Raw genomic sequence first — 18980 nt, 5'->3', positions numbered from 1 at the left:
TATTCGGTTAAATTTTTGAATTATAAATGATTAAAGGGGTCTCCAATGTCAACTCGCCGCGTGTTTATTAAACAGCTTTCCGCCGTCGCCGGAGTCGGTCTGACGGCCTCGCTGGGTGTTTCGTTACAAGGTCACTCAGAAGCTGCGCTTAATCCGGCCTGGCGGATGCCCGACGAAGGGGAACCGCAGCAGCGGGCATTTCTCGCCTTCGGCGCGCAGCGGGCCATCTGGGGCGAATTCACGGCGGATGTGCAGGCGGCGCAGGGCCGTATCGCCCGCGCCATCGCCGAGTTTCAGCCGGTGACGGTATTTTGCCGCGAGCATGAACGGCAATTGGCCGAGGCCACCTGCGGCAGTCACAACGTCAGCTATGTTGTCACCGAGCTGGATGACATATGGGTGCGCGATTTCGGCGCCAATTTCGTCGTCGACGGCGCCGGCGAACTCGGGGCGGTGGATTTCAACTTCAACGGCTGGGGCAATAAGCAGCGGCATGCCAAGGATGCGCGCCTGGCGGCGTTTGCCGCCAACCGCTACGGTGCCGCCCAACTGCGCCGCAGCGCACTGATAGGCGAAGGCGGCGGTATCGAAGTGGACGGGCACGGCACCGGCATCATGACCGAAAGCAGCTGGGTGAATGCGAACCGTAATCCGGGCTGGAGCCGGGACCGGGTGGAGCAGGAGCTGAAAGCGATGCTCGGCCTGCGCAAAATTATCTGGCTGCCGGGCATTAAAGGCCGGGACATCACCGACGCCCACGTCGATTTTTACGCCCGCTTCGTGCGGCCGGGTGTGGTGGTGGCCAATCTGGACACCGCTCCGGCCTCTTATGACCATGCGGTTACCCAGCAACATCTGGCGATCCTCAAGGCGGCGACCGACGCCGACGGCCGCCGGCTGCAGGTGCATACGCTTTCACCGCCGCTGGCGCCGCGTGACAGCCGATTCAGCCGCAACAATCCGGATTTTGCGGCGGGCTACATCAACTATTTCGTCATCAACGGCGCGGTGATCGCCCCGGAGTTTGGCGACCCGCAGGCGGACCGGGCGGCGCTTGAACTGCTGACGGCGCTCTATCCGCAGCGCAAGGTGGTGCAGCTGGAGATCGACGCCATCGCGGCCGGCGGCGGCGGCATTCACTGCGCAACCAACCAGCTGCCGGTGCATGGCAGGTCACGCTGAATAGGGCGCTTCGCGCCCGGTGGCTAACGCGCCGGGCCGATGCCGTAACGCAGCAGGGCGACGGCGTGGCGGGCGATATCTTCGGCGTTCAGCTGGCCTTTATCCCGTTCGCGCCGCCATTTCGGCGCGGTGGCCAGCGGCAGCAGCGTGATGCCGAACAGCGTGAAGAACAGCAGGGAAGGCTCGAGATCGGGGTTGAGTTTACCCTGCGCCTGCCAGCGCGCGATGGATTGTAGCGCGATTTGGCGGCGCTCATCGCCGAACCGTTCATCCATGCGCTGTTTCAGCACGCCGCTTTCACTCATGACCTCCCGCAGCCACAGCGGAGCGAACCAGGGGTGTTCCAACGCGATGTCGATAAAACGTTGCGCCAGCAGGGTGAAGGCGGTGACGGGATCGTCCGCGTTGGCGTCGAACACCTCGCCGGCCATTTTGCGCACCGGCAGAAAGCGCTCCTCGATCAGTACGTCCAGCAGCTGATCGCGGTTATGAAAGTAGTAGTGCAGCATGGCCGGGGTGACGTTTGCCTCGCGCGCAATGGCGTTCAACGAGGTGTCTACGATCCCCTGGCGGGCAAACAGGTTCAGTGCGGTATCAAGCAAATGCTCACGTTTGTCCGCCCCTTTGGCGCCGCCGCTCGGCCGGCCGGGGCGGCGAGGCTTGGCGGGAGTTTGAACGTTTCGTGCTGTCATCGCGGTGAGATCCATTGACCGGAGAAAAGGATGATTCATATATTAATTATGCGATTAATTAATTACAAGTGAACTGACTCCGATGGAGATTGAAAACCCGACAACCCGGCCCGATCGCGGCGGGGCACCAGCCAAGGCGCCTTCGCTCACGTTGCTGTTTTCCGCGTTGCTGCTGGTAATGCTGCTGGCGGCGCTGGATCAAACCATTGTCTCCACCGCGCTGCCGACCATCGTCGGCGAGTTTGGTGGGCTTGAGAAACTGTCGTGGGTGGTGACGGCCTATCTGCTGTCTTCCACTATCGTGGTGCCGCTGTACGGCAAATTCGGCGATCTCTTCGGCCGCAAGATTGTGCTGCAAATCGCTATTGTGCTGTTTTTGCTTGGGTCGGTACTGTGTGGGCTGGCGCAAAACATGACGCAGCTGATTCTGATGCGCGCGCTGCAAGGGTTGGGCGGCGGCGGGCTGTTGGTGGTCACCCTGGCGGTGGTCGGCGACGTGATCCCGCCGGCCGAACGCGGCCGTTATCAGGGGCTGTTCGGCGGGGTATTCGGCTTGGCCACGGTGGTGGGTCCGCTGATCGGCGGCCTGCTGGTGCAGCATTTTTCCTGGCGCTGGATTTTCTACATCAATCTGCCGCTGGGCCTGTTCGCCCTGCTGGTGATTGGCGCGGTGTTTCAGTCGCAGGTCAATCGAGTGCGGCATGAAATCGACTTCCTCGGCGCCGGCTATCTGGCGATGGCGCTCACCTGCATCATCCTGTTCACCAGCCAGGGCGGCACGGTCATGGCCTGGTCGGACGGCCAGCTGTGGTGCATTCTGGCCTTTGGCCTGGTGTCGCTGGGCGGCTTTATCTATGAGGAACGGCTGGCCGGTGAACCGATCATTCCCCTTGGGCTGTTTCGCAACCGCACCTTTGTGCTGTGCGGCCTGATCGGCTTTATCGTCGGCATGTCGCTGTTCGGCTCCGTGACTTTCCTGCCGCTGTATCTGCAGGTGGTGAAAGGCTCGACGCCATCGCAGGCCGGGATGCAGCTGCTGCCGTTGATGGGCGGCATTATGGTCAGCTCGATCATCAGCGGCCGGATCATCAGCAAACGCGGTAAATACCGGCTGTTTCCGATTGTCGGCACCCTGTGCGCATTAGGGGCGATGACGTTGCTCGGCACCCTGACCAATAACACGCCGGTGCAGCAACTGTACCTGTACATTTGCCTGCTGGGGTTGGGCCTGGGCATGGTGATGCAAGTGATGATCCTGGCGGCGCAGAACAGCGTGGAGGCCCGGCATATGGGGGTCGCGACCTCGAGCGCCACGCTGTTCCGCTCTATCGGCGGTTCGATAGGCGTAGCGGTGTTCGGGGCGATTTTCACGCAGGTGCTGCACACCCGTTTGGAGGAGCTGTTGCCGGAAGGCGCGCAGCTGCCGCGCGCGCTCGGTGCAGAAGCGGTGCACCATTTGCCGGCGGCGCTGCAGCAGGATTACCTGCAGGCCTTCGGCGGGGCGATCCATTCGGTGTATCAAATTGCCGCTGGGGTGATGGCGTTGGCTTTTGCGCTGACCTGGCTCTTGAAAGACGTGCCGCTGCGGCACAAATAATCCGACGCCAGCCGCTCCGGCCGGCTCTTCCCGACGAACTTTTACCGAATCCTTACGCAACCCTTTCAGAAGCGCATTCCGGCATTCGATATATTGAGAATAGTCATTCTCAACAGGATCGTATTGCAATGCAGAGGAAAACGTTTTTGGTGCTTGGGCTGTCGCTGTTGCTGGCTGCCTGCGATGGGCAAAACGCCGGTGCGCCAGCCGGCGCCGGCGCAGAACAGGAGGTGGGGGTCGTCACGCTACGCGGCCGGCCGGTCACGCTGAGCAGCGAGTTGACCGGCCGGGTCAACGCCACCATGACTTCCGACGTGCGGCCGCAGGTCGACGGGATTATCAAGCAGCGGCTGTTTACCGAAGGGGCCGAGGTCAAGGCCGGGCAGGTATTGTATCAAATCGACCCTGCCAGCTATCAGGCCAGCTACGATCAGGCCGCCGCCCAGCTGAAAAACGCCCAGGCCACGGTGCAATCCACCCGGCTCAAATCGCAGCGCTATGCGGCGCTGGTGAAAGAGAACGGTGTTTCTCAGCAGGATGCGGACGATGCCAAAGCCGCCTATCTGGCGGCCGTGGCGTCGGTGGCCCAGTATCAGGCGGCGCTGGAGACGGCGCGCATCAACCTCGCTTATACCCAGGTGCGGGCGCCGATCGCTGGGCGTATCGGCATCTCATCGGTGACGCCGGGCGCGTTGGTCACCGCCAGCCAAACCGATGCGTTGGCCACCATCCGCGCGCTCGACCCGATCTATGTCGATCTGACCCAGTCCAGCGCCCAGTTGCTTAAACTGCGGCGCCAGCAGGCGGCGTTACAGCGCGGCGCGGTCACGCCGGTCGCCATCAAGCTGGATGACGGCACGCCTTATGCCCATGCCGGCAAGCTCGAGCTGACCGAAGTCGCGGTGGACGAAGCCACCGGTTCGGTCACGCTGCGCGCGGTGTTCCCCAACCCCGAACATGAGCTGCTGCCCGGCATGTATGTCCACGCCACGGTGGATAACGGCGTCGATCCCAAAGCGATTCTGGCGCCGCAGCAGGGCATAACCCGCAACGCCAAAGGGGAAGCCACCGCGTTGGTGGTGGACGAACAGAACAAAGTGGCGCAGCGCACCGTCAGCGCCGAACGGGTGGTGGGCAGCAATTGGCTGATCGGCAACGGGCTGAACGAAGGCGATCGCCTGATCGTCGAAGGCACCAGCAAGATCACGATCGGCGCTGCGGTGAAGCCGGTTGAGGTTTCGGTCGACAAAACCCAACGCGGGGAGCAGTGATATGGCGCAGTTCTTTATCCGGCGGCCGGTATTCGCCTGGGTGATCGCCATCATCATCATGCTGTGCGGCCTGATGTCGATCAATTCGTTGCCCGTTTCGCAGTACCCGGACGTCTCACCGCCGCAGATCTCCATCTCCGCCACCTACCCGGGCGCGGATGCGGAAACGCTGGAAAACAGCGTCACGCAGGTGATTGAGCAGCAGCTCACCGGCCTGGACGGCCTGCTGTATTTCTCTTCGACCAGCAGCTCCAGCGGCTCGGTCAGCATCAACGTTACCTTTGATCAGGGCACCGATCCGGATATCGCTCAGGTGCAGGTGCAAAACAAGGTGCAGCAGGCGGAAAGCCGTTTGCCGAGCGCGGTTACCGCGCAGGGCGTGACGGTCAAGAAATCTCAGAGCAGCTTCCTGCTGATCGTCGGGCTGTATGACGAAAGCGACAAGGCGACGATGGCCGATATCTCCGACTATCTGGTCAGCAACCTGCAAGATCCGCTGTCGCGCATCGAGGGTGTGGGGGACGTGCAGGTGTTCGGCTCGGAATACGCGATGCGTATCTGGCTGGATCCGACCAAGCTGGCGAGCTACGCGCTGATGCCTTCCGATGTGCAGACGGCGATCGAAGCGCAAAACACCCAGGTGTCCGCCGGCAAGATCGGCGATCTGCCGGCCGCCGCCGATCAGCAATTAACCGCCACGGTAAAGGCGCAGTCGCGACTGCAAACGCCGGAACAGTTCCGCAATATCATCCTGAAAAGCGACAGCAGCGGCGCGCTGGTGCGGCTGGGCGACGTGGCGCGGGTTGAGCTGGGCAACGAAGACTACTCCGCCAGCGCGCACCTCAACGGCCACCCGGCGGCGGGGATCGCGGTCAAGCTGGCGGCGGGCGCCAACGCCCTCAACACCGCCAAATTAGTGAAAGCCAAGGTGGCGGAATACCAAAGCGCCATGCCGCAGGGCTACAAGGTGGCTTACCCGAAAGACAGCACCGACTTTATCAACATCTCGATCGAGGAGGTGGTGAAAACGCTGTTCGAAGCGGTGGCGTTAGTGGTGGTGGTGATGTTCGTGTTCCTGCAAAACCTGCGCACCACGCTGATCCCGACCATCACCGTGCCGGTGGTATTGCTGGGCACCTTCGGCGTGCTGGCAGCGTTCGGCTATTCAATCAATACCCTGACACTGTTCGGCATGGTGTTGGCGATCGGGCTGTTAGTGGACGACGCCATCGTGGTGGTGGAAAACGTCGAACGCGTGATGCGGGAGGATAAGCTGCCGCCGCGCGAGGCGACGGAGAAATCGATGCGCGAAATCACCGGCGCATTGGTCGGCATCGCGCTGGTACTGTCGGCGGTGTTTCTGCCGATGGCGTTCTTCGGCGGCTCCACCGGGGTGATCTATCGCCAGTTTTCGATCACCGTCGTCTCCTCGATGGTGCTGTCAGTGGTGCTGGCGTTGACGCTGGCGCCGGCATTGTGTGCCACGCTGCTGAAACCCGCGCACGACGCCCAGACCGACACGGGCTTGCTGGGCAAATTCAACCGCGGCTATGACCGTCTGCAGGAGAAGTACGCCGACAAGGTTGGCGGCGTGATCCATCGGCCGACGCGCTATCTGCTGTTGTACGGCCTGCTGTTGATCGCCGCCGCCGTGATGTACCTGCGTTTGCCGACCGGTTTTCTGCCCAACGAGGATCAGGGCACGGTGATGGTGCAGTACACCTTGCCGGCAGGGGCCACCAACGCGCGCACTTCGGCGGTGAGCGAGGCGGTGACCGCCTATTTCCTCGACCAGGAAAAGGCCAATGTCAGCACCATTTTCACCATCAACGGTTTCGGCTTCAGCGGCAGCGGACAAAACGCTGGCATGGCGTTCGTCAGCCTCAAAGACTGGAGCCAACGCAACGGCAGTGAGAACACCGCCGACGCCATCGCCCGACGCGCCATGGCGCACTTCGCCTCGCTGCGCGACGCCCAGGTCTTCTCGATGAGCCCACCGGCGATCGACGGTTTCGGCCAATCCGACGGTTTCACTTTCGAGCTGCAGGCCAAAGGAGCGACTACGCGCGCCGAGCTGCAGGCGATGCGCGATCATATCGTCGCCGCCGCCGGCAACAACCCGGCGCTGTTGGCGGTGCGCGCCAACACCTTGCCGGACACCCCGCAGCTGCAGGTGGAAATCGACAACGGCAAGCTGCAGGCGCTCGGCCTGAGCGCCGCCGACGTCAACAGCACCCTCAGCAGCGCGTTCGGCAGCACCTATATCAACGACTTTATCGATCGCAACCGGGTGAAAAAAGTCTATATGCAGGGCGATGTGCAGTACCGCGCCAAGCCGGAAGATCTCGACCGCTGGTTTGTGCGCGGCACCAACGCGTCGGGTGCCAGCAGCATGACGCCGTTCTCCGCCTTTGCGTCTTCGCACTGGATCTACGGGCCGGAAAATCTGTCGCGCTATAACGGGCTGTCGTCGTTCGAGATCACCGGGCAGGGCGCCGCCGGCGTCAGTTCCGGTACGGCGATGAGCGAGATGGAGAAACTGGCGGCAGCATTCTCCGCCGGCAGCAGCTATTCCTGGAGCGGGCTGTCCTATCAGGAACGGCTGACCAGCGGCCAGGCGCCTTCGCTGTACGCCATTTCGCTCATCGTGGTGTTCCTGTGCCTGGCGGCGCTGTATGAGAGCTGGTCGATTCCGTTCGCGGTGATGTTGGTGGTGCCGATGGGCGTGGTGGGATCGCTGCTGGCGATCACCCTGCGCGGGCTGGAAAACGACATCTACTTCCAGGTGGCGCTGCTCACCATCATCGGCCTGTCGGCGAAGAACGCCATTTTGATCGTCGAGTTCGCCGAGGAGATGCATCAGCGGGGTGAAACGCTGATTGGCGCGGCGGTCCACGCGGCGCGCATGCGCCTGCGGCCGATCCTGATGACTTCGCTGGCGTTTACCGCCGGGGTGCTGCCGCTGGCGGTATCCAGCGGCGCCGGCGCCAACAGCCGCATCGCCATCGGTACCGGCATTATCGGCGGCACCATCACCGCCACCGCATTGGCCATCTTTTTCGTCCCGCTGTTTTATGTGTTGGTGCGCCGTATGTTTACCCGTCGGCCCGCCAACCCGCCGTCACAGGCAGGAGAATAACGTGTTGCAACGAGTCATGATGTTAACTTTACCGCTGCTGCTGACCGGCTGTCTGTCGCTGGATCCGCACTACCAGCGCCCGGCGGCGCCGGTGCCCGCCAACCTGCCGCAGGGCGAGGCCGGCGGCAACCAGGCGCTGAGCTACCCGGACGTCGCCTGGCGCGACTATGTGCAGGACGCCCGGCTGCGCCAGGTGGTGGCGCTGGGGCTGAACAGCAGCCGCGATCTGCGCGAGGCGATCGCCAATATCGCGTCGGCGCGCGCCCTGTACGGCGAGCAGCGATCGGCGCTGTTCCCGACAATCAATGCCACCGCCGACGGCAGCCGCGGGCGGGCGCTGACCGGCAGCGGCAACGCCACCGCGCTGAGCCAAAGTTACGAAGCCGCGGCCGGCGTCAGCGCATTCGAGTTGGATCTGTTCGGCAAGAACGCCAGCCTGTCGCGCGCGGCGTTCGAAACCTATCTGGCGAACTCGGAGGCGGCGAAAAGCACCCGTCTGACGCTGATCGCCGATATCGTCACCGACTGGGTGGCGGTGGCGGCCGAGCGCAGCAATCTGGCGGTGGCGCAGCAGACGATGGCGAGCGCCAAACGGTCGCTGGACGTCACGCGTAACAATCAACGGCACGGGATTGCGTCGCTGGTTGACGTGGCATCGGCGGAAACCGTTTACCAGCAGGCGCGTTCGGATACCGCCAGCTACGCCACCAGCGCTGCGCAGGCGAAAAACGCGCTGGATTTGGCGGTGGGGCAAAGCGTGCCGGAAAACCTGCTGCCGAGCGGTATCGAGGCGCTGGGTGGGATCATGCGCGATCTGCCGGCCGGCGTCTCTTCGCAAGTGTTGCTGAAGCGGCCGGACGTGCTGCAGGCCGAGCATAACCTGAAATCCGCCAACGCCAATATCGGCTCGGCGCGTGCGGCGTTCTTCCCGTCGATCAGCCTGACCGCCAGCGGCGGCGTGGGCAGCGGTGAACTCTCCTCGTTGTTCAGCCACGGAGCCGGCGTCTGGTCGTTCGCACCGAGCATCAGCCTGCCGATCTTCAGCGGTGGCTATAACACGGCTCAGCTCAACTACACCCAGGCGCAGAAAGACTTATATGTCGCCACCTATGAGAAAGCGGTGCAGACGGCATTTCAGGAAACCGCCGACGCGCTGGCGCGCAAAGCCACGCTGCAGGAACAGCTGGCGGCGCAAACCGGCTATGTGGCGGCGGCGCAGCAATATTATCGCCTGGCCGAGCTGCGTTACCACCAGGGCGTGGACAGCTACCTGACGCTGCTGGACGCGCAGCGCACGCTGTACGCGGCGCAACAGGCACTGATCGCCGCGCAGCAGACCGCGTACGACAACCAGGCCACCCTGTATAAAGTGTTGGGCGGCGGCGTTACCGCCGAGCGGCAGGGGGACGGCGTCATCGCTGACAAGACGACGCTCAGCCGCTAACCGCCGACCGCGCGCGCCGATCGTTTGGCTGCGCGCGGTTTTTTTTATGGAAAGTGTAAAGAAACAGAAAACCCGGCCGGCGGCCAGAACTCGCTGCGGTGAGCAGAGTCAGACAGAGAACCGCATTCATCTTTTATTCATACCGGCTCGAGGTCGTCATGGCAGAAGACATTCAGCAACAGGTCATCGCGCTTATCGCCGCCTTCAATGCATCAGGGCGGCTGAAGAAGGGCGTGGCCATCACCCCGGAAACCGAGATCAACACCGCGCTCAACCTGTCGTTCAGCGATTCCAATACGCTGATGCGTCGCTACTTCGATACCTTCGGCGTCGACAGCGGCAACTATAACCACGAGCTGTATTTCCAGCCGCCGAGCAACACCGGGCGCTGGTTTTCCCCCTCCGCGTGCAAAGAGCATCCCCGGCCGCTGTGCGTATCGATGTTGGTGCGCTCCGCGCGCGCCAAGCGCTGGCTGTACGATATCCACTTCCTGATCGAGCAGCTCCGCTAACGCCGCGTTACTGCTCCAACACCTCGGCGAACTTCGCCAGCCACTGCGGATGCGCCGGCCAGGCCGGGGCGGTGACCAGATTGCCGTCGACGTGCGCCTGATCGATGCCGATCTCTGCATAATGGCCGCCGCCCAGCCGCACTTCCGGCGCGCAGGCCGGGTAGGCGCTGCAGGTGCGGCCTTTCAACACTCCGGCCGCCGCCAGCAGCTGCGGGCCGTGGCAAACGGCAGCGATCGGTTTTTTCGCGGCGTCAAACGCCTGTACCAGCGCGATCACGTCGGGGTTCAGACGCAGGTATTCCGGCGCGCGGCCGCCAGGGATCAACAGCGCATCGTAGTGCTCTTCTTTGGCGGCGGCGAAGTCGGCGTTCAGGGTGAAGCGGTGGCCGGGTTTCTCGCTGTAGGTCTGCGCACCGTCAAAATCGTGGATCGCGGTCTGGATGTAGTCGCCGACGGCTTTGCCGGGGCACACGGCGTCCACCCAATGGCCGATCATCTGCAATGCCTGAAACGGCACCATGGTTTCGTAATCTTCGGCGTAGTCGCCGACCAGCATCAGGATCTTTTTCTTGCTCATGATCACAACTCCTGCGGGATGGGGATTGCCTAAGGTATAGCCCAGCGCCCCTGGGAATGCGAACCGCAACGTGCTGTGGAATACACGATAAACAAGCGTAAAAATTGAGTTGACTTTCCTGGTAAGAATAAAGCCCATAATTATCTTAGCGTTCTAATCAGTAATGAATTTGATTTTCGTTTGTTTCCTATGATAGAAAAACGGCTCATCACTAAAATGGAAAGGAAACCGGTTAACACGCTTCATACGAATGCATCAGAATTCTGTGATTATTACCATTGCGTAATAATAGAAAGCACTTGTTTAGTTTTTTTATTATTTTGAAGGAACAAAAGAATGCCTATTTTAAATCGCTGTGCCACAGCCTGCGCTTTGGCGCTGAGCCTGCTGGGGAGCTCGGTTGCAGCACACGCAGGGGAACAAGAGGAACTCACCAAAAAGCTGGATGAGTCGGTAATGAACTATGCTTACTCTAAGAGTAGCAGCGATATGGACACCATTAATGAACTGATAAAAAATGGCGCTCACCCCACTATTCAAACGGTATGGTATGCCGCCTATTACAAACAGCCGGCGCTGCTCGATCGTTTTCTTGATATGTCGGTGAATGTGAATCAACCCATCAGTGACAATGGAGAAACCGTATTGTTGTCAGCGTTGGGAAATACCGAAAAGTCTGAATTATCCGATGATGACCTTCACATTTTACAGAGTTTGCTAAAAGCGGGTGCCAATACCAATGTCATTGCACAAGGGGGGACTAATACGCCACTTATTGCCGCCGCCAAAAGCCAAGGAGCCGCGCCCGCGCTGGTGAAACTGTTGCTGCAATTTGGTGCGGATGCCAAGCAGGTTACCCCGCAAGGATTCTCACCGATAATGGGAGAAGGGGCGGCTAATCTGGAGGTCATCAAACTGCTGGTAGCCGCCGGTACAGATCCTTATGGCGTCAGCAAGGTAGGATCAACGCCTTTACACTTTGTTTGCACGCGGGATTATTCTCAGGAGGGTCAGCCGGACCCGCAAGCGGCACAGCGTATCGCCTTGCTGCATAAACCCGGAACCTCTATCGATGCTCAACCACCCCAGCAACAGCCCTGGCCTGTTGGCACACCGCTGCTGGAGAGCCTGACCAGCAATAATCCTGACTGCGTCAAGGCCTTGTTGGCTGCGGGTGCCGATAAAGATGCGCTGGCTTTCCCGGCAGAATATGTGGCAGCAGATCCAAGCGTAAAAGGTAAAACGGTTCGTCAGAATATACTCGGGTCGGCAGAAAAATATCCCGACCTGTATTCGCCAGAAATCGTGGCCTTGTTTCAAAAATAGGTGAAAACGAAAAAGGGGGCTTTCGCCCCCTGATAAAATGGCCCGCTCGCGGGCCAAATAAGCCGGCATCAGCCAGGGTAGATGCCGCGCTCTTTACGTGCGGTCAGGATGCGCTCACAGGCCACGATGTAAGCGGCGGTGCGCAGGCTGCACTCTTTCTCAGCGGCCTTGTTCCAGACGTGGACCATCGCGTCGGTCATGATCTTGTCCATACGCTCGTTGATCTCGGACTCGCTCCAGAAGTAGCTCGCCATGTCCTGCACCCACTCGAAGTAACTGACCGTTACACCGCCGGCGTTACAGATAACGTCCGGGACCACGGTGATGTTACGAGAACGCAGAATGTCGTCCGCATCCGGGAAGGTAGGGCCGTTAGCGCCTTCCAGCACCAGCTTGGCGCTGAGGATTTCGGCGCGCTGACGGGTGATTTGGCCTTCCAGCGCCGCTGGGATCAGGATGTCCATGTCAACCGACCAGAACGCTTCGCTTTCGATCTCGCTGGCGCCAGGGAAGCCGGCGATCTGCTTGTGCTTGGCCTGGTATTCAGTCAGCGCGGTCAGGTCAATGCCGTTGGCGTTGAACAGGGTGGCGGAGTGGTCCTGGATGGTGACGACGCGCGCGCCGACGCCAACGAACAGGCGAGCCGCTTCGCTGCCCACGTTACCGAAGCCTTGTACCGCCACTTTGGCGCCTTCGATCTGCACGCCCAGACGCTTGGCCACTTCGCTGCCGGTGACGAACACGCCACGGCCGGTCGCTTTCTCACGGCCCAGGGAGCCGCCGAGGTGGATTGGTTTGCCGGTGACCACGCCGGTGATGGTAGTGCCGTGGTTCATGGAGTAGGTGTCCATCATCCAGGCCATCACTTTGGCGTTAGTGCCGACGTCCGGCGCAGGGATGTCTTTCTGTGGCCCGATGATGAAGCCGATTTCGCTGGTGTAGCGGCGGGTCAGTCGCTCCAGTTCACCTTCAGACAGTTTGAACGGGTCGACGCGGATGCCGCCCTTGGCGCCGCCGTACGGCAGGTTGACTGCGGCACACTTGATGGTCATCCAGGCGGACAGGGCCATCACTTCGTTCAGATCGACGTCAGGGTGGAAGCGGATACCGCCTTTGCCCGGCCCACGCGACAGGTTGTGCTGTACGCGGAAACCTTCGAAGTGACGGATGGTGCCATCGTCCATCTGCAGCGGGATATCAACAATCAAAGCGCGCTTAGGGTGACGCAGCGTATCAACCCAGCGTGACAGCTCGCCGAGGTAAGGGGCGACGCGATCGATTTGTTGCAGATATGTAGCCCAAGCGGTGGTGCTGCTGTCTGAAGCGTAGGATAGCTTTTCCATAACCAACCTTTATATATTAGAGGTATTTATTTCGTTTAACCGTGGATTAGCAAGCGCATAACACTTTGCGACGCTAAATTTACCACTAATTATGCCGGTTGTTAGCCCCCCTCTCATCGGGCCAGCGGACGGTTTTTCGCCGCCCGCCGGCCGATAAATGAATAGTTAATTACTTTTCGTCGGCGGCGAGTGGGTACATGCATAATTTATGCATATAAATCGCATAAAAACCCTTTTTATCTATTTTTCAGAAGCTTGAATGTGATCAAAAAGTTTCATTTTATTTAACTGCCATGTTGACAATGGCATTTCCCCTCGCCAGAGTTAAATTAATGTTAAAACGGCTCCGGCGTCGTTTTTTTGTTGCACAAGGGAAAGCATAACCATTTGATATTGTAGCATTTACCCACCACGCTCAGGCTTAGTACGCCAACCGTGGGCGATACGACGGCTCACGAGAGCATTTTCTCGGTACCCATTATTATTACCTCCCTGTCACAACGGGGCGGGCGGCTTTTGGTCTCAATTTTTTTGCCGGTTAGAGCGCCCACGGGCGTTTCACTCCTGCTGCAGCCGCACAACGGTTGCTTAATCGCCTTAATGACGGACAGGTAACACCATGACAAAAAATCACTGCGATCGGCTGAACCCAGGTTCAGCCGGGGGGCCAAACTGTGCCCAAACCCTGCAACGCGGGCTGAACGCGCGCCATATTCAACTGATTTCGATCGGCGGCGCCATCGGCACCGGGCTGTTTATGGGCTCCGGCAAGACCATCGCGCTGTCGGGCACCTCCATCGTACTGACTTACGCCATCGTCGGCTTTTTCATGTTCATGGTCATGAGGGCGATGGGGGAACTGCTGCTCACGCGGCTCGATTACCGCTCGTTCGCCGATTTCGTCTCCGAATACCTGGGGCCGCGCGCCAGCTTTTTTCTTGGCTGGTCCTATTGGCTGAGCTGGGTCGTTACCTGCATTGCCGACGTGGTGGTGTGCGGCGGCTACGTGCAGTATTGGCTGCCCAACGTCTCGCCCTGGCTGCCGGCGCTGCTGACGTTGGGCTTTCTATGCCTGTTCAACATGCTGTCGGTCAAGATGTTCGGCGAAGCCGAGTTCTGGTTTGCGATGATCAAAGTGGTGGCGATTGTCGCGCTGATCGCCACCGGCGCCTGGATGGTGTTCAGCGGCTGGACTTCGCCGGACGGCGTGACCGCTTCACTGCATAACGTCATCGATCCCGCCATTTTCATGCCGCACGGCATCTTCGGCTTCTTCGCCGGTTTCCAGATCGCCATTTTCTCCTGTACCGGCATCGAACTGTTGGGCACGATGTCGGCAGAGACCAAAAACCCCGAGAAGGTGCTGCCGAAGGCGATCAACGTGATCCCGGCGCGCATCATCGTCTTCTACGTGTGTTCGATGCTGACCATTATCGCCGTCACCTCGTGGAGCCACATCTCGCCGGACAGCAGCCCGTTCGTAATGCTGTTCGATCGGGCGGGGCTGCCGGCCGCCGCCGCGGTGATCAACTTCGTGGTGCTGACCTCGGCGATGTCTTCGGCCAACAGCGGCGTCTATTCCAGCACCCGCATGCTGTACAGTCTGTCGATGGAAAAGCACGCCCACGGCCAGTTCCGCATTCTTTCTCGCACCACGGCCATTCCTATCCGCAGCCTGCTGTTTTCCTGCTTCTGCATGGTGGCCGGCACCTTGCTGCTGGTGCTGGTGCCGAACGTGATGACGCTGTTCACCATCGTCTCAACCGTGGCGGCGATCCTGGTGGTTTACAGCTGGGGCATGATTTTGGTCGCCTACCTGGTGTATCGCCAGAAGCGGCCGGATTTGCACGCCGATTCCAACTTCAAAATGCCGGGCGGGATCGCGATGGCCTGGCTGACGTTGGCATTCTTCGCCTTTACGTTGGTGCTGATGGTGTTCGATCGCGATACGCTGATCGCGCTGTGCAGCATGCCGCTGTGGTTTACCACGCTCGGCCTGATCTGGCGCTATCGGGTCCGCGACAGCGTGACGCGCGAGAGCTACGTGTTTTATCAGCGTGGCACCGAGGCGGAATAACCGGCGCATCCTGCGCCGCTTGCCGCCGCTCCACTCGGCAAGCGGCGGCAACTGCGGTATGCTAAGCGGCTGAACAGCAAACCAAACCGGGCTATACGGAGACACCCCAGCGTGCCGAACTCTTCTTCTCAACTCGAACTTTTGCGCTCGGTCGCCGACGGCATCGCGGCGCTGTTTTTCCCGAATGCAGAAGTGGTGATCCACGATCTGGCCACCAACAAGATTGCCTATCTGGCGAACAACCTGTCGAAGCGCAAACCGGGCGACGACGCCGGGCTGGAGGACTTCGAGCTCGATGGCGGCGCCGGTGTGACCGGCCCCTATGAGAAGCTGAACTGGGACGGCAAAAAGATGCGCTCGGTGAGCATCGCCGCCCGCGACGAGCAGGGCAAGCCCAGCTATTTACTGTGCATCAACCTGAGCACCGCGATGTTCGAGGACGCCCGCAACGCGCTGGACATGTTTCTGTCGGTCACCCGGCTACAGCCACAGCCGCAAGAGCTGTTCAAAGATGACTGGCAGGAGAAGATCAACACCTTCCTGCACGATTGGCTGCGGCGCGAAAACGCCGCGCTCGGAGCGCTAAGCCGTGAACAGAAACGGCGGCTGGTCAGCGACCTCTATCATCAGGGGGCATTCAAGGCCAAAAGCGCGGCGGATTACATCGCCAACGTACTGTCGATGGGGCGCGCCACGGTGTACAAACATCTGCGGGAGCTGAAGCAGGAGTAAACGCGGCGAGAAAAGCGGGGCGTTGGCCGCCCATAACCCCCTCACGGCACCGGCTGTTCCGGCCGGTGCTGCTCCCCCCAGTCACACATCATGTCGATTACCGGGATCAGCGAACGCCCGCGCTCGGACAGGCTGTACTCCACCTTGGGTGGGATCTGCGGATACTCCTTTCTCACCACCAGGCGATCTTTTTCCAGCTCTTTGAGCGTCGAACTCAGCGTTTTGTACGAAATGGTGCCGATACAGCGCTGCAGCTCGTTGAACCGTAATACCGGCTTATACAGCGCCAGCCAGTAGAGAATAATCATTTTATATTTGCCGTTGAGAACCGACAGCGTATAGCCATAGCCGGTGTCTTCGAGGCTGATGCCCGTTGGGCTGCAGTGGGATTCGGCGGTCATTTGGTACTTTCTCCAGGGTAAGTATGTGTCGCGAGTGTGCGTATTTTACATTGTTTCAGCATAACCTATGATGCGCCGGTAGACACCTGACTGGAGAAATCGATATGAAAACCTTGGTGGTGGTGACCCATCCCGACATGGCGAACTCAGTGGTCAATAAACGCTGGCTGGAGGAACTGCGGCGCTATCCTGAGCGGTATACCGTGCACGAATTGCATCAGGCCTATCCGGACTGGCAGATCGACGTCGCTCAAGAGCAGCGGCTGATTGAAGCCCATGACAACATCGTGCTGCAGTTCCCGATTTTTTGGTTCAGCAGCCCGCCGCTGCTGAAAAAATGGCTGGACGACGTGCTCACCTACGGCTGGGCCTACGGTTCCCGCAGCGGCTACAAGATGCAAAACAAGAAGCTGGCGCTGGCGGTCACGGCGGGGGTGCGCGCAGAGGATTATGCGCACGACGGGCGCTATCGTTACTCGCTGGAGGAAATCTTCCGGCCGTTTGAAATAACCGCCGGTTACGTGCGGGCCGACTATGCCTCGTTCTTCGCCTTTTACGGCAAGGAGGCCGCTTCGGACGGGGCGGTGGAGCCGCTGCAATCCCACGAATTGGATCGCAGCGCGCAAGGCTACCAGGCATTCCTCGCCGCCCTGAATTAACGATATGCCCCGGATGCGCAAGGGGGTGCGTATCCGGCTACTCGATGTGAACGCCGAAACCGTCTTGCCCCGGCGCGAGATGCGCTTTCAGCGTCAGCTGCGGGATCAGATAGTCACCGGCGTTCTGCCGCCGGAAGCGGATCGGCTCGGCGTCCCACAGATTATCCAGCCGCTGCCCGAGCTGCTCGCACAGGGCGGCAAAGCGTGCCTCATCGGTTTTACCGGCGCGGTAGGTGACAAACGGCGGCAGCACCTCGAAGCCTGGGTAGTGCAGCATGCCGTGCTGGATCGGGAAGAGGATATCGTCGATCGGCCCGTTGATGCCGCGCGGGACGTAATGAGATTCCCAGCCGCCGGCGGTGACGATCAGCATCGCCCGTTTGCCCGCCAGCGTACCCTCGCCGTAGCGGTCGCCCCAATGGGTATCGGAATGTTCACCCACGCCGTAACCAAAGCCGCAGGCATACACACGCTCCACCCAGCCTTTGAGGATCGCCGGCATCGAGAACCACCACAGCGGAAACTGCAGCAGCACCGCATCTGCCCAGCGCAGCTTTTGCTGCTCCCGTTCGATATCGGCGCTCTGCATGCCGTTGGCGAACGCGCGCTTCGAATCCTGCGAGGGATCGAAACGGGCTGTTGCCGGGCCTTCCACGCTGTCGTCGGCGTCGAGCGTTGCTTTCCACTGCATGGCGTACAGGTCGGACACCTGTACCTGATGACCGGCCTGCGTCAGGCGCTCAACGGCGAAATTTTTCAGTGAGCCGGTCAGCGACAGCGGCTCCGGGTGGGCGTAAACAATCAGCACATTCATAACAGATCTCCTTGGTGTGAGAGCTGCAGGTTAGGGCGTTAGTCGGTATATTAGAAATGAATTACCGCTATCCCAGGTATAACTATGAATAATTTAAGGCGGCTGGATCTCAACCTGCTGGTGACGCTCGACGTGCTGCTGGCAGAGCACAACGTCACGCGCGCGGCACAGCGGCTCAATTTCTCACAGCCGGCGGTCAGCGTGCATCTCGCCAAACTGCGGACGATCTTTGACGATCCGCTGCTGTTGCCCGGCCCGCGCGGCATGCACCCGACCGCCAGAGCGGAACAGCTGCGTGAACCGCTGCGCCAGGCGCTGGCGGCGCTCGAGTTGGCGGTGACGCCGGCCACGCCGTTCGATCCCGCCGTGGCGACCGATACCTGGCGCGTGGCCGCCTTCGACTACGGCGAATCCACCATCGTGCTGCCGGCGCTGAACGGTTTGCGCGCGGCGGCGCCCGGCACCCGACTGGCGGTGCTTGAAATCGCACCGGCGCGCCTCGCCAAACTGGCGGAGCAAGGAGAGATTGACCTGGCGTTTCATACCCGGGAAGGTGCGCCACCCGGCCTGCGGCAGCGCACGCTGTTTAGCGAACGCTATGTACTGGTGGGCAGAATCGGCCATCCCAAACTGCATGCCAGGCTGACGCCGGCGCAATTTTGCCAATTGGAGCAGGTGATGGTCTCGCCGGACGGTGGCGGGTTCTATGGCATGACCGACAGGGCGTTGGCAGACGTGGGGCTGACGCGGCGCGTGGTGCTTTCCGTGCCGCATTTTCTGTTCGTTATCTCGGTGCTGACGCAGTCCGATTTGGTGGCGATGCTGCCGGAGCGGCTGGTGCGCAACCAGCCTTTATTGCAACAGCTCGAGCCGCCGCTGGCGGTGCCGGGCTTTGAAATGACCATGCTGTGGCACGAACGATCGCACCGGGATCCCGCTCACCGGTGGCTGCGCGAACATATCGTGCGTTCAGTGTGAGCGAGCGTGTCGGATAAAACAGAATGGGAGAATTACATGAACAGGAAGCGATCGGCCAGCGGAACTCCACGTTCGAGGCGCGGTGGCAACGCATCGTCGCGATCGTCAGGCTGAGCAGCCTGCGGTGCGGTGTCTTCGGCTTTTTCAATCATCAGCTCGCCGAGCAGGGCCAGAAAACGAGTGAGCTTTTGCATATCCCCTCCGGGGCAATGATTAACCTGAAGATGATAGTAATC

At 60.5% G+C, this 18980-nt stretch carries 17 protein-coding genes; 11 read left to right on the top strand and 6 right to left on the bottom strand.

All coding sequences use genetic code 11. The annotated features are described in order from the left end of the window. Window positions 1-45: 45 nt before the first annotated feature. On the top strand, window positions 46-1182 hold the full coding sequence (locus tag EGY12_RS18890; RefSeq protein ID WP_123894973.1) for an agmatine/peptidylarginine deiminase: 1137 nt from the start codon (window positions 46-48) through the stop codon (window positions 1180-1182). Window positions 1183-1205: 23 nt separating this feature from the next. Here EGY12_RS18890 and EGY12_RS18885 read toward each other — a convergent pair whose 3' ends face one another. Beyond that, the gene (locus EGY12_RS18885) at window positions 1206-1874 is read right to left on the bottom strand and encodes a TetR/AcrR family transcriptional regulator (RefSeq protein ID WP_204275783.1); all 669 of its coding nucleotides are present in this window, start codon (window positions 1872-1874) and stop codon (window positions 1206-1208) included. An 82-nt stretch (window positions 1875-1956) separates the two neighbouring features. On the opposite strand from EGY12_RS18885, the gene EGY12_RS18880 reads away from it, so the two are divergent. The 5 genes from EGY12_RS18880 to EGY12_RS18860 all read left to right on the top strand — a co-directional run bounded on the left by EGY12_RS18880 (window position 1957) and on the right by EGY12_RS18860 (window position 9837). Further along, window positions 1957-3471: an MDR family MFS transporter gene (locus EGY12_RS18880; RefSeq protein WP_123894971.1), complete on the top strand. Its 1515-nt coding sequence runs from the start codon at window positions 1957-1959 to the stop codon at window positions 3469-3471. 128 nt (window positions 3472-3599) lie between these two features. Beyond that, window positions 3600-4742, top strand: a complete 1143-nt coding sequence (locus EGY12_RS18875) for an efflux RND transporter periplasmic adaptor subunit (protein ID WP_123894970.1) — start codon at window positions 3600-3602, stop codon at window positions 4740-4742. Between the two features lies 1 nt (window position 4743). Beyond that, on the top strand, window positions 4744-7881 hold the full coding sequence (locus tag EGY12_RS18870) for an efflux RND transporter permease subunit (RefSeq protein ID WP_123894969.1): 3138 nt from the start codon (window positions 4744-4746) through the stop codon (window positions 7879-7881). Between the two features lies 1 nt (window position 7882). After that, on the top strand, window positions 7883-9325 hold the full coding sequence (locus tag EGY12_RS18865; RefSeq protein ID WP_123894968.1) for an efflux transporter outer membrane subunit: 1443 nt from the start codon (window positions 7883-7885) through the stop codon (window positions 9323-9325). 158 nt (window positions 9326-9483) lie between these two features. Then, window positions 9484-9837: a DUF1493 family protein gene (locus EGY12_RS18860; RefSeq protein WP_060442746.1), complete on the top strand. Its 354-nt coding sequence runs from the start codon at window positions 9484-9486 to the stop codon at window positions 9835-9837. Window positions 9838-9844: 7 nt separating this feature from the next. Here EGY12_RS18860 and EGY12_RS18855 read toward each other — a convergent pair whose 3' ends face one another. Further along, on the bottom strand, window positions 9845-10414 hold the full coding sequence (locus EGY12_RS18855; RefSeq protein ID WP_004937978.1) for a DJ-1/PfpI family protein: 570 nt from the start codon (window positions 10412-10414) through the stop codon (window positions 9845-9847). 336 nt (window positions 10415-10750) lie between these two features. On the opposite strand from EGY12_RS18855, the gene EGY12_RS18850 reads away from it, so the two are divergent. Continuing rightward, window positions 10751-11740: an ankyrin repeat domain-containing protein gene (locus tag EGY12_RS18850; RefSeq protein WP_123894967.1), complete on the top strand. Its 990-nt coding sequence runs from the start codon at window positions 10751-10753 to the stop codon at window positions 11738-11740. A 68-nt stretch (window positions 11741-11808) separates the two neighbouring features. Here the strand turns inward: EGY12_RS18850 and EGY12_RS18845 are convergent, their stop codons facing one another. Beyond that, window positions 11809-13083, bottom strand: coding sequence for a Glu/Leu/Phe/Val dehydrogenase (locus tag EGY12_RS18845; RefSeq protein WP_038871583.1), 1275 nt, complete (start codon window positions 13081-13083; stop codon window positions 11809-11811). Window positions 13084-13702: 619 nt separating this feature from the next. Between EGY12_RS18845 and EGY12_RS18840 the strand changes: the two genes are divergently transcribed. Then, window positions 13703-15160, top strand: coding sequence for an amino acid permease (locus tag EGY12_RS18840; RefSeq protein ID WP_123894966.1), 1458 nt, complete (start codon window positions 13703-13705; stop codon window positions 15158-15160). 111 nt (window positions 15161-15271) lie between these two features. Next, entirely contained in the window at window positions 15272-15892 is a 621-nt protein-coding gene (locus tag EGY12_RS18835; protein WP_016927684.1) for a transcriptional regulator, read from the top strand. Between the two features lie 41 nt (window positions 15893-15933). On the opposite strand, the gene EGY12_RS18830 is transcribed toward EGY12_RS18835, so the two are convergent. Next, on the bottom strand, window positions 15934-16293 hold the full coding sequence (locus EGY12_RS18830; RefSeq protein ID WP_123894965.1) for a helix-turn-helix domain-containing protein: 360 nt from the start codon (window positions 16291-16293) through the stop codon (window positions 15934-15936). A gap of 104 nt (window positions 16294-16397) precedes the next feature. Here EGY12_RS18830 and EGY12_RS18825 point away from each other — a divergent pair, with 104 nt between their 5' ends. Then, window positions 16398-16952 carry an NAD(P)H-dependent oxidoreductase gene (locus EGY12_RS18825; RefSeq protein WP_123894964.1) on the top strand — a complete coding sequence of 185 codons (555 nt, stop codon included), beginning with the start codon at window positions 16398-16400 and terminating at the stop codon, window positions 16950-16952. 37 nt (window positions 16953-16989) lie between these two features. On the opposite strand, the gene EGY12_RS18820 is transcribed toward EGY12_RS18825, so the two are convergent. Then, entirely contained in the window at window positions 16990-17766 is a 777-nt protein-coding gene (locus tag EGY12_RS18820) for an NAD(P)H-dependent oxidoreductase (RefSeq protein ID WP_123894963.1), read from the bottom strand. A gap of 84 nt (window positions 17767-17850) precedes the next feature. Between EGY12_RS18820 and EGY12_RS18815 the strand changes: the two genes are divergently transcribed. Then, complete coding sequence (locus EGY12_RS18815) at window positions 17851-18744, top strand: LysR family transcriptional regulator (protein WP_123894962.1); 894 nt, start codon at window positions 17851-17853, stop codon at window positions 18742-18744. 32 nt (window positions 18745-18776) lie between these two features. On the opposite strand, the gene EGY12_RS23400 is transcribed toward EGY12_RS18815, so the two are convergent. Next, on the bottom strand, window positions 18777-18938 hold the full coding sequence (locus EGY12_RS23400; protein ID WP_171403660.1) for a hypothetical protein: 162 nt from the start codon (window positions 18936-18938) through the stop codon (window positions 18777-18779). Between the last annotated feature and the right edge of the window lie 42 nt (window positions 18939-18980).

It is taken from the genome of Serratia sp. FDAARGOS_506 (assembly GCF_003812745.1).
GTDB lineage: Bacteria > Pseudomonadota > Gammaproteobacteria > Enterobacterales > Enterobacteriaceae > Serratia.
This window is presented reverse-complemented; position numbering and strand designations above follow the sequence as displayed.

What these genes read in the sequence shown, in the direction of transcription:
- EGY12_RS18890 (WP_123894973.1), top strand. Translation starts at nt 46, where the DNA reads ATGTCAACTCGCCGCGTGTTTATTAAACAGCTTTCCGCCGTCGCCGGA.
- EGY12_RS18885 (WP_204275783.1), bottom strand. Translation starts at nt 1,874, where the DNA reads ATGACAGCACGAAACGTTCAAACTCCCGCCAAGCCTCGCCGCCCCGGC.
- EGY12_RS18880 (WP_123894971.1), top strand. Translation starts at nt 1,957, where the DNA reads ATGGAGATTGAAAACCCGACAACCCGGCCCGATCGCGGCGGGGCACCA.
- EGY12_RS18875 (WP_123894970.1), top strand. Translation starts at nt 3,600, where the DNA reads ATGCAGAGGAAAACGTTTTTGGTGCTTGGGCTGTCGCTGTTGCTGGCT.
- EGY12_RS18870 (WP_123894969.1), top strand. Translation starts at nt 4,744, where the DNA reads ATGGCGCAGTTCTTTATCCGGCGGCCGGTATTCGCCTGGGTGATCGCC.
- EGY12_RS18860 (WP_060442746.1), top strand. Translation starts at nt 9,484, where the DNA reads ATGGCAGAAGACATTCAGCAACAGGTCATCGCGCTTATCGCCGCCTTC.
- EGY12_RS18855 (WP_004937978.1), bottom strand. Translation starts at nt 10,414, where the DNA reads ATGAGCAAGAAAAAGATCCTGATGCTGGTCGGCGACTACGCCGAAGAT.
- EGY12_RS18850 (WP_123894967.1), top strand. Translation starts at nt 10,751, where the DNA reads ATGCCTATTTTAAATCGCTGTGCCACAGCCTGCGCTTTGGCGCTGAGC.
- EGY12_RS18845 (WP_038871583.1), bottom strand. Translation starts at nt 13,083, where the DNA reads ATGGAAAAGCTATCCTACGCTTCAGACAGCAGCACCACCGCTTGGGCT.
- EGY12_RS18840 (WP_123894966.1), top strand. Translation starts at nt 13,703, where the DNA reads ATGACAAAAAATCACTGCGATCGGCTGAACCCAGGTTCAGCCGGGGGG.
- EGY12_RS18830 (WP_123894965.1), bottom strand. Translation starts at nt 16,293, where the DNA reads ATGACCGCCGAATCCCACTGCAGCCCAACGGGCATCAGCCTCGAAGAC.
- EGY12_RS18825 (WP_123894964.1), top strand. Translation starts at nt 16,398, where the DNA reads ATGAAAACCTTGGTGGTGGTGACCCATCCCGACATGGCGAACTCAGTG.
- EGY12_RS18820 (WP_123894963.1), bottom strand. Translation starts at nt 17,766, where the DNA reads ATGAATGTGCTGATTGTTTACGCCCACCCGGAGCCGCTGTCGCTGACC.
- EGY12_RS18815 (WP_123894962.1), top strand. Translation starts at nt 17,851, where the DNA reads ATGAATAATTTAAGGCGGCTGGATCTCAACCTGCTGGTGACGCTCGAC.
- EGY12_RS23400 (WP_171403660.1), bottom strand. Translation starts at nt 18,938, where the DNA reads ATGCAAAAGCTCACTCGTTTTCTGGCCCTGCTCGGCGAGCTGATGATT.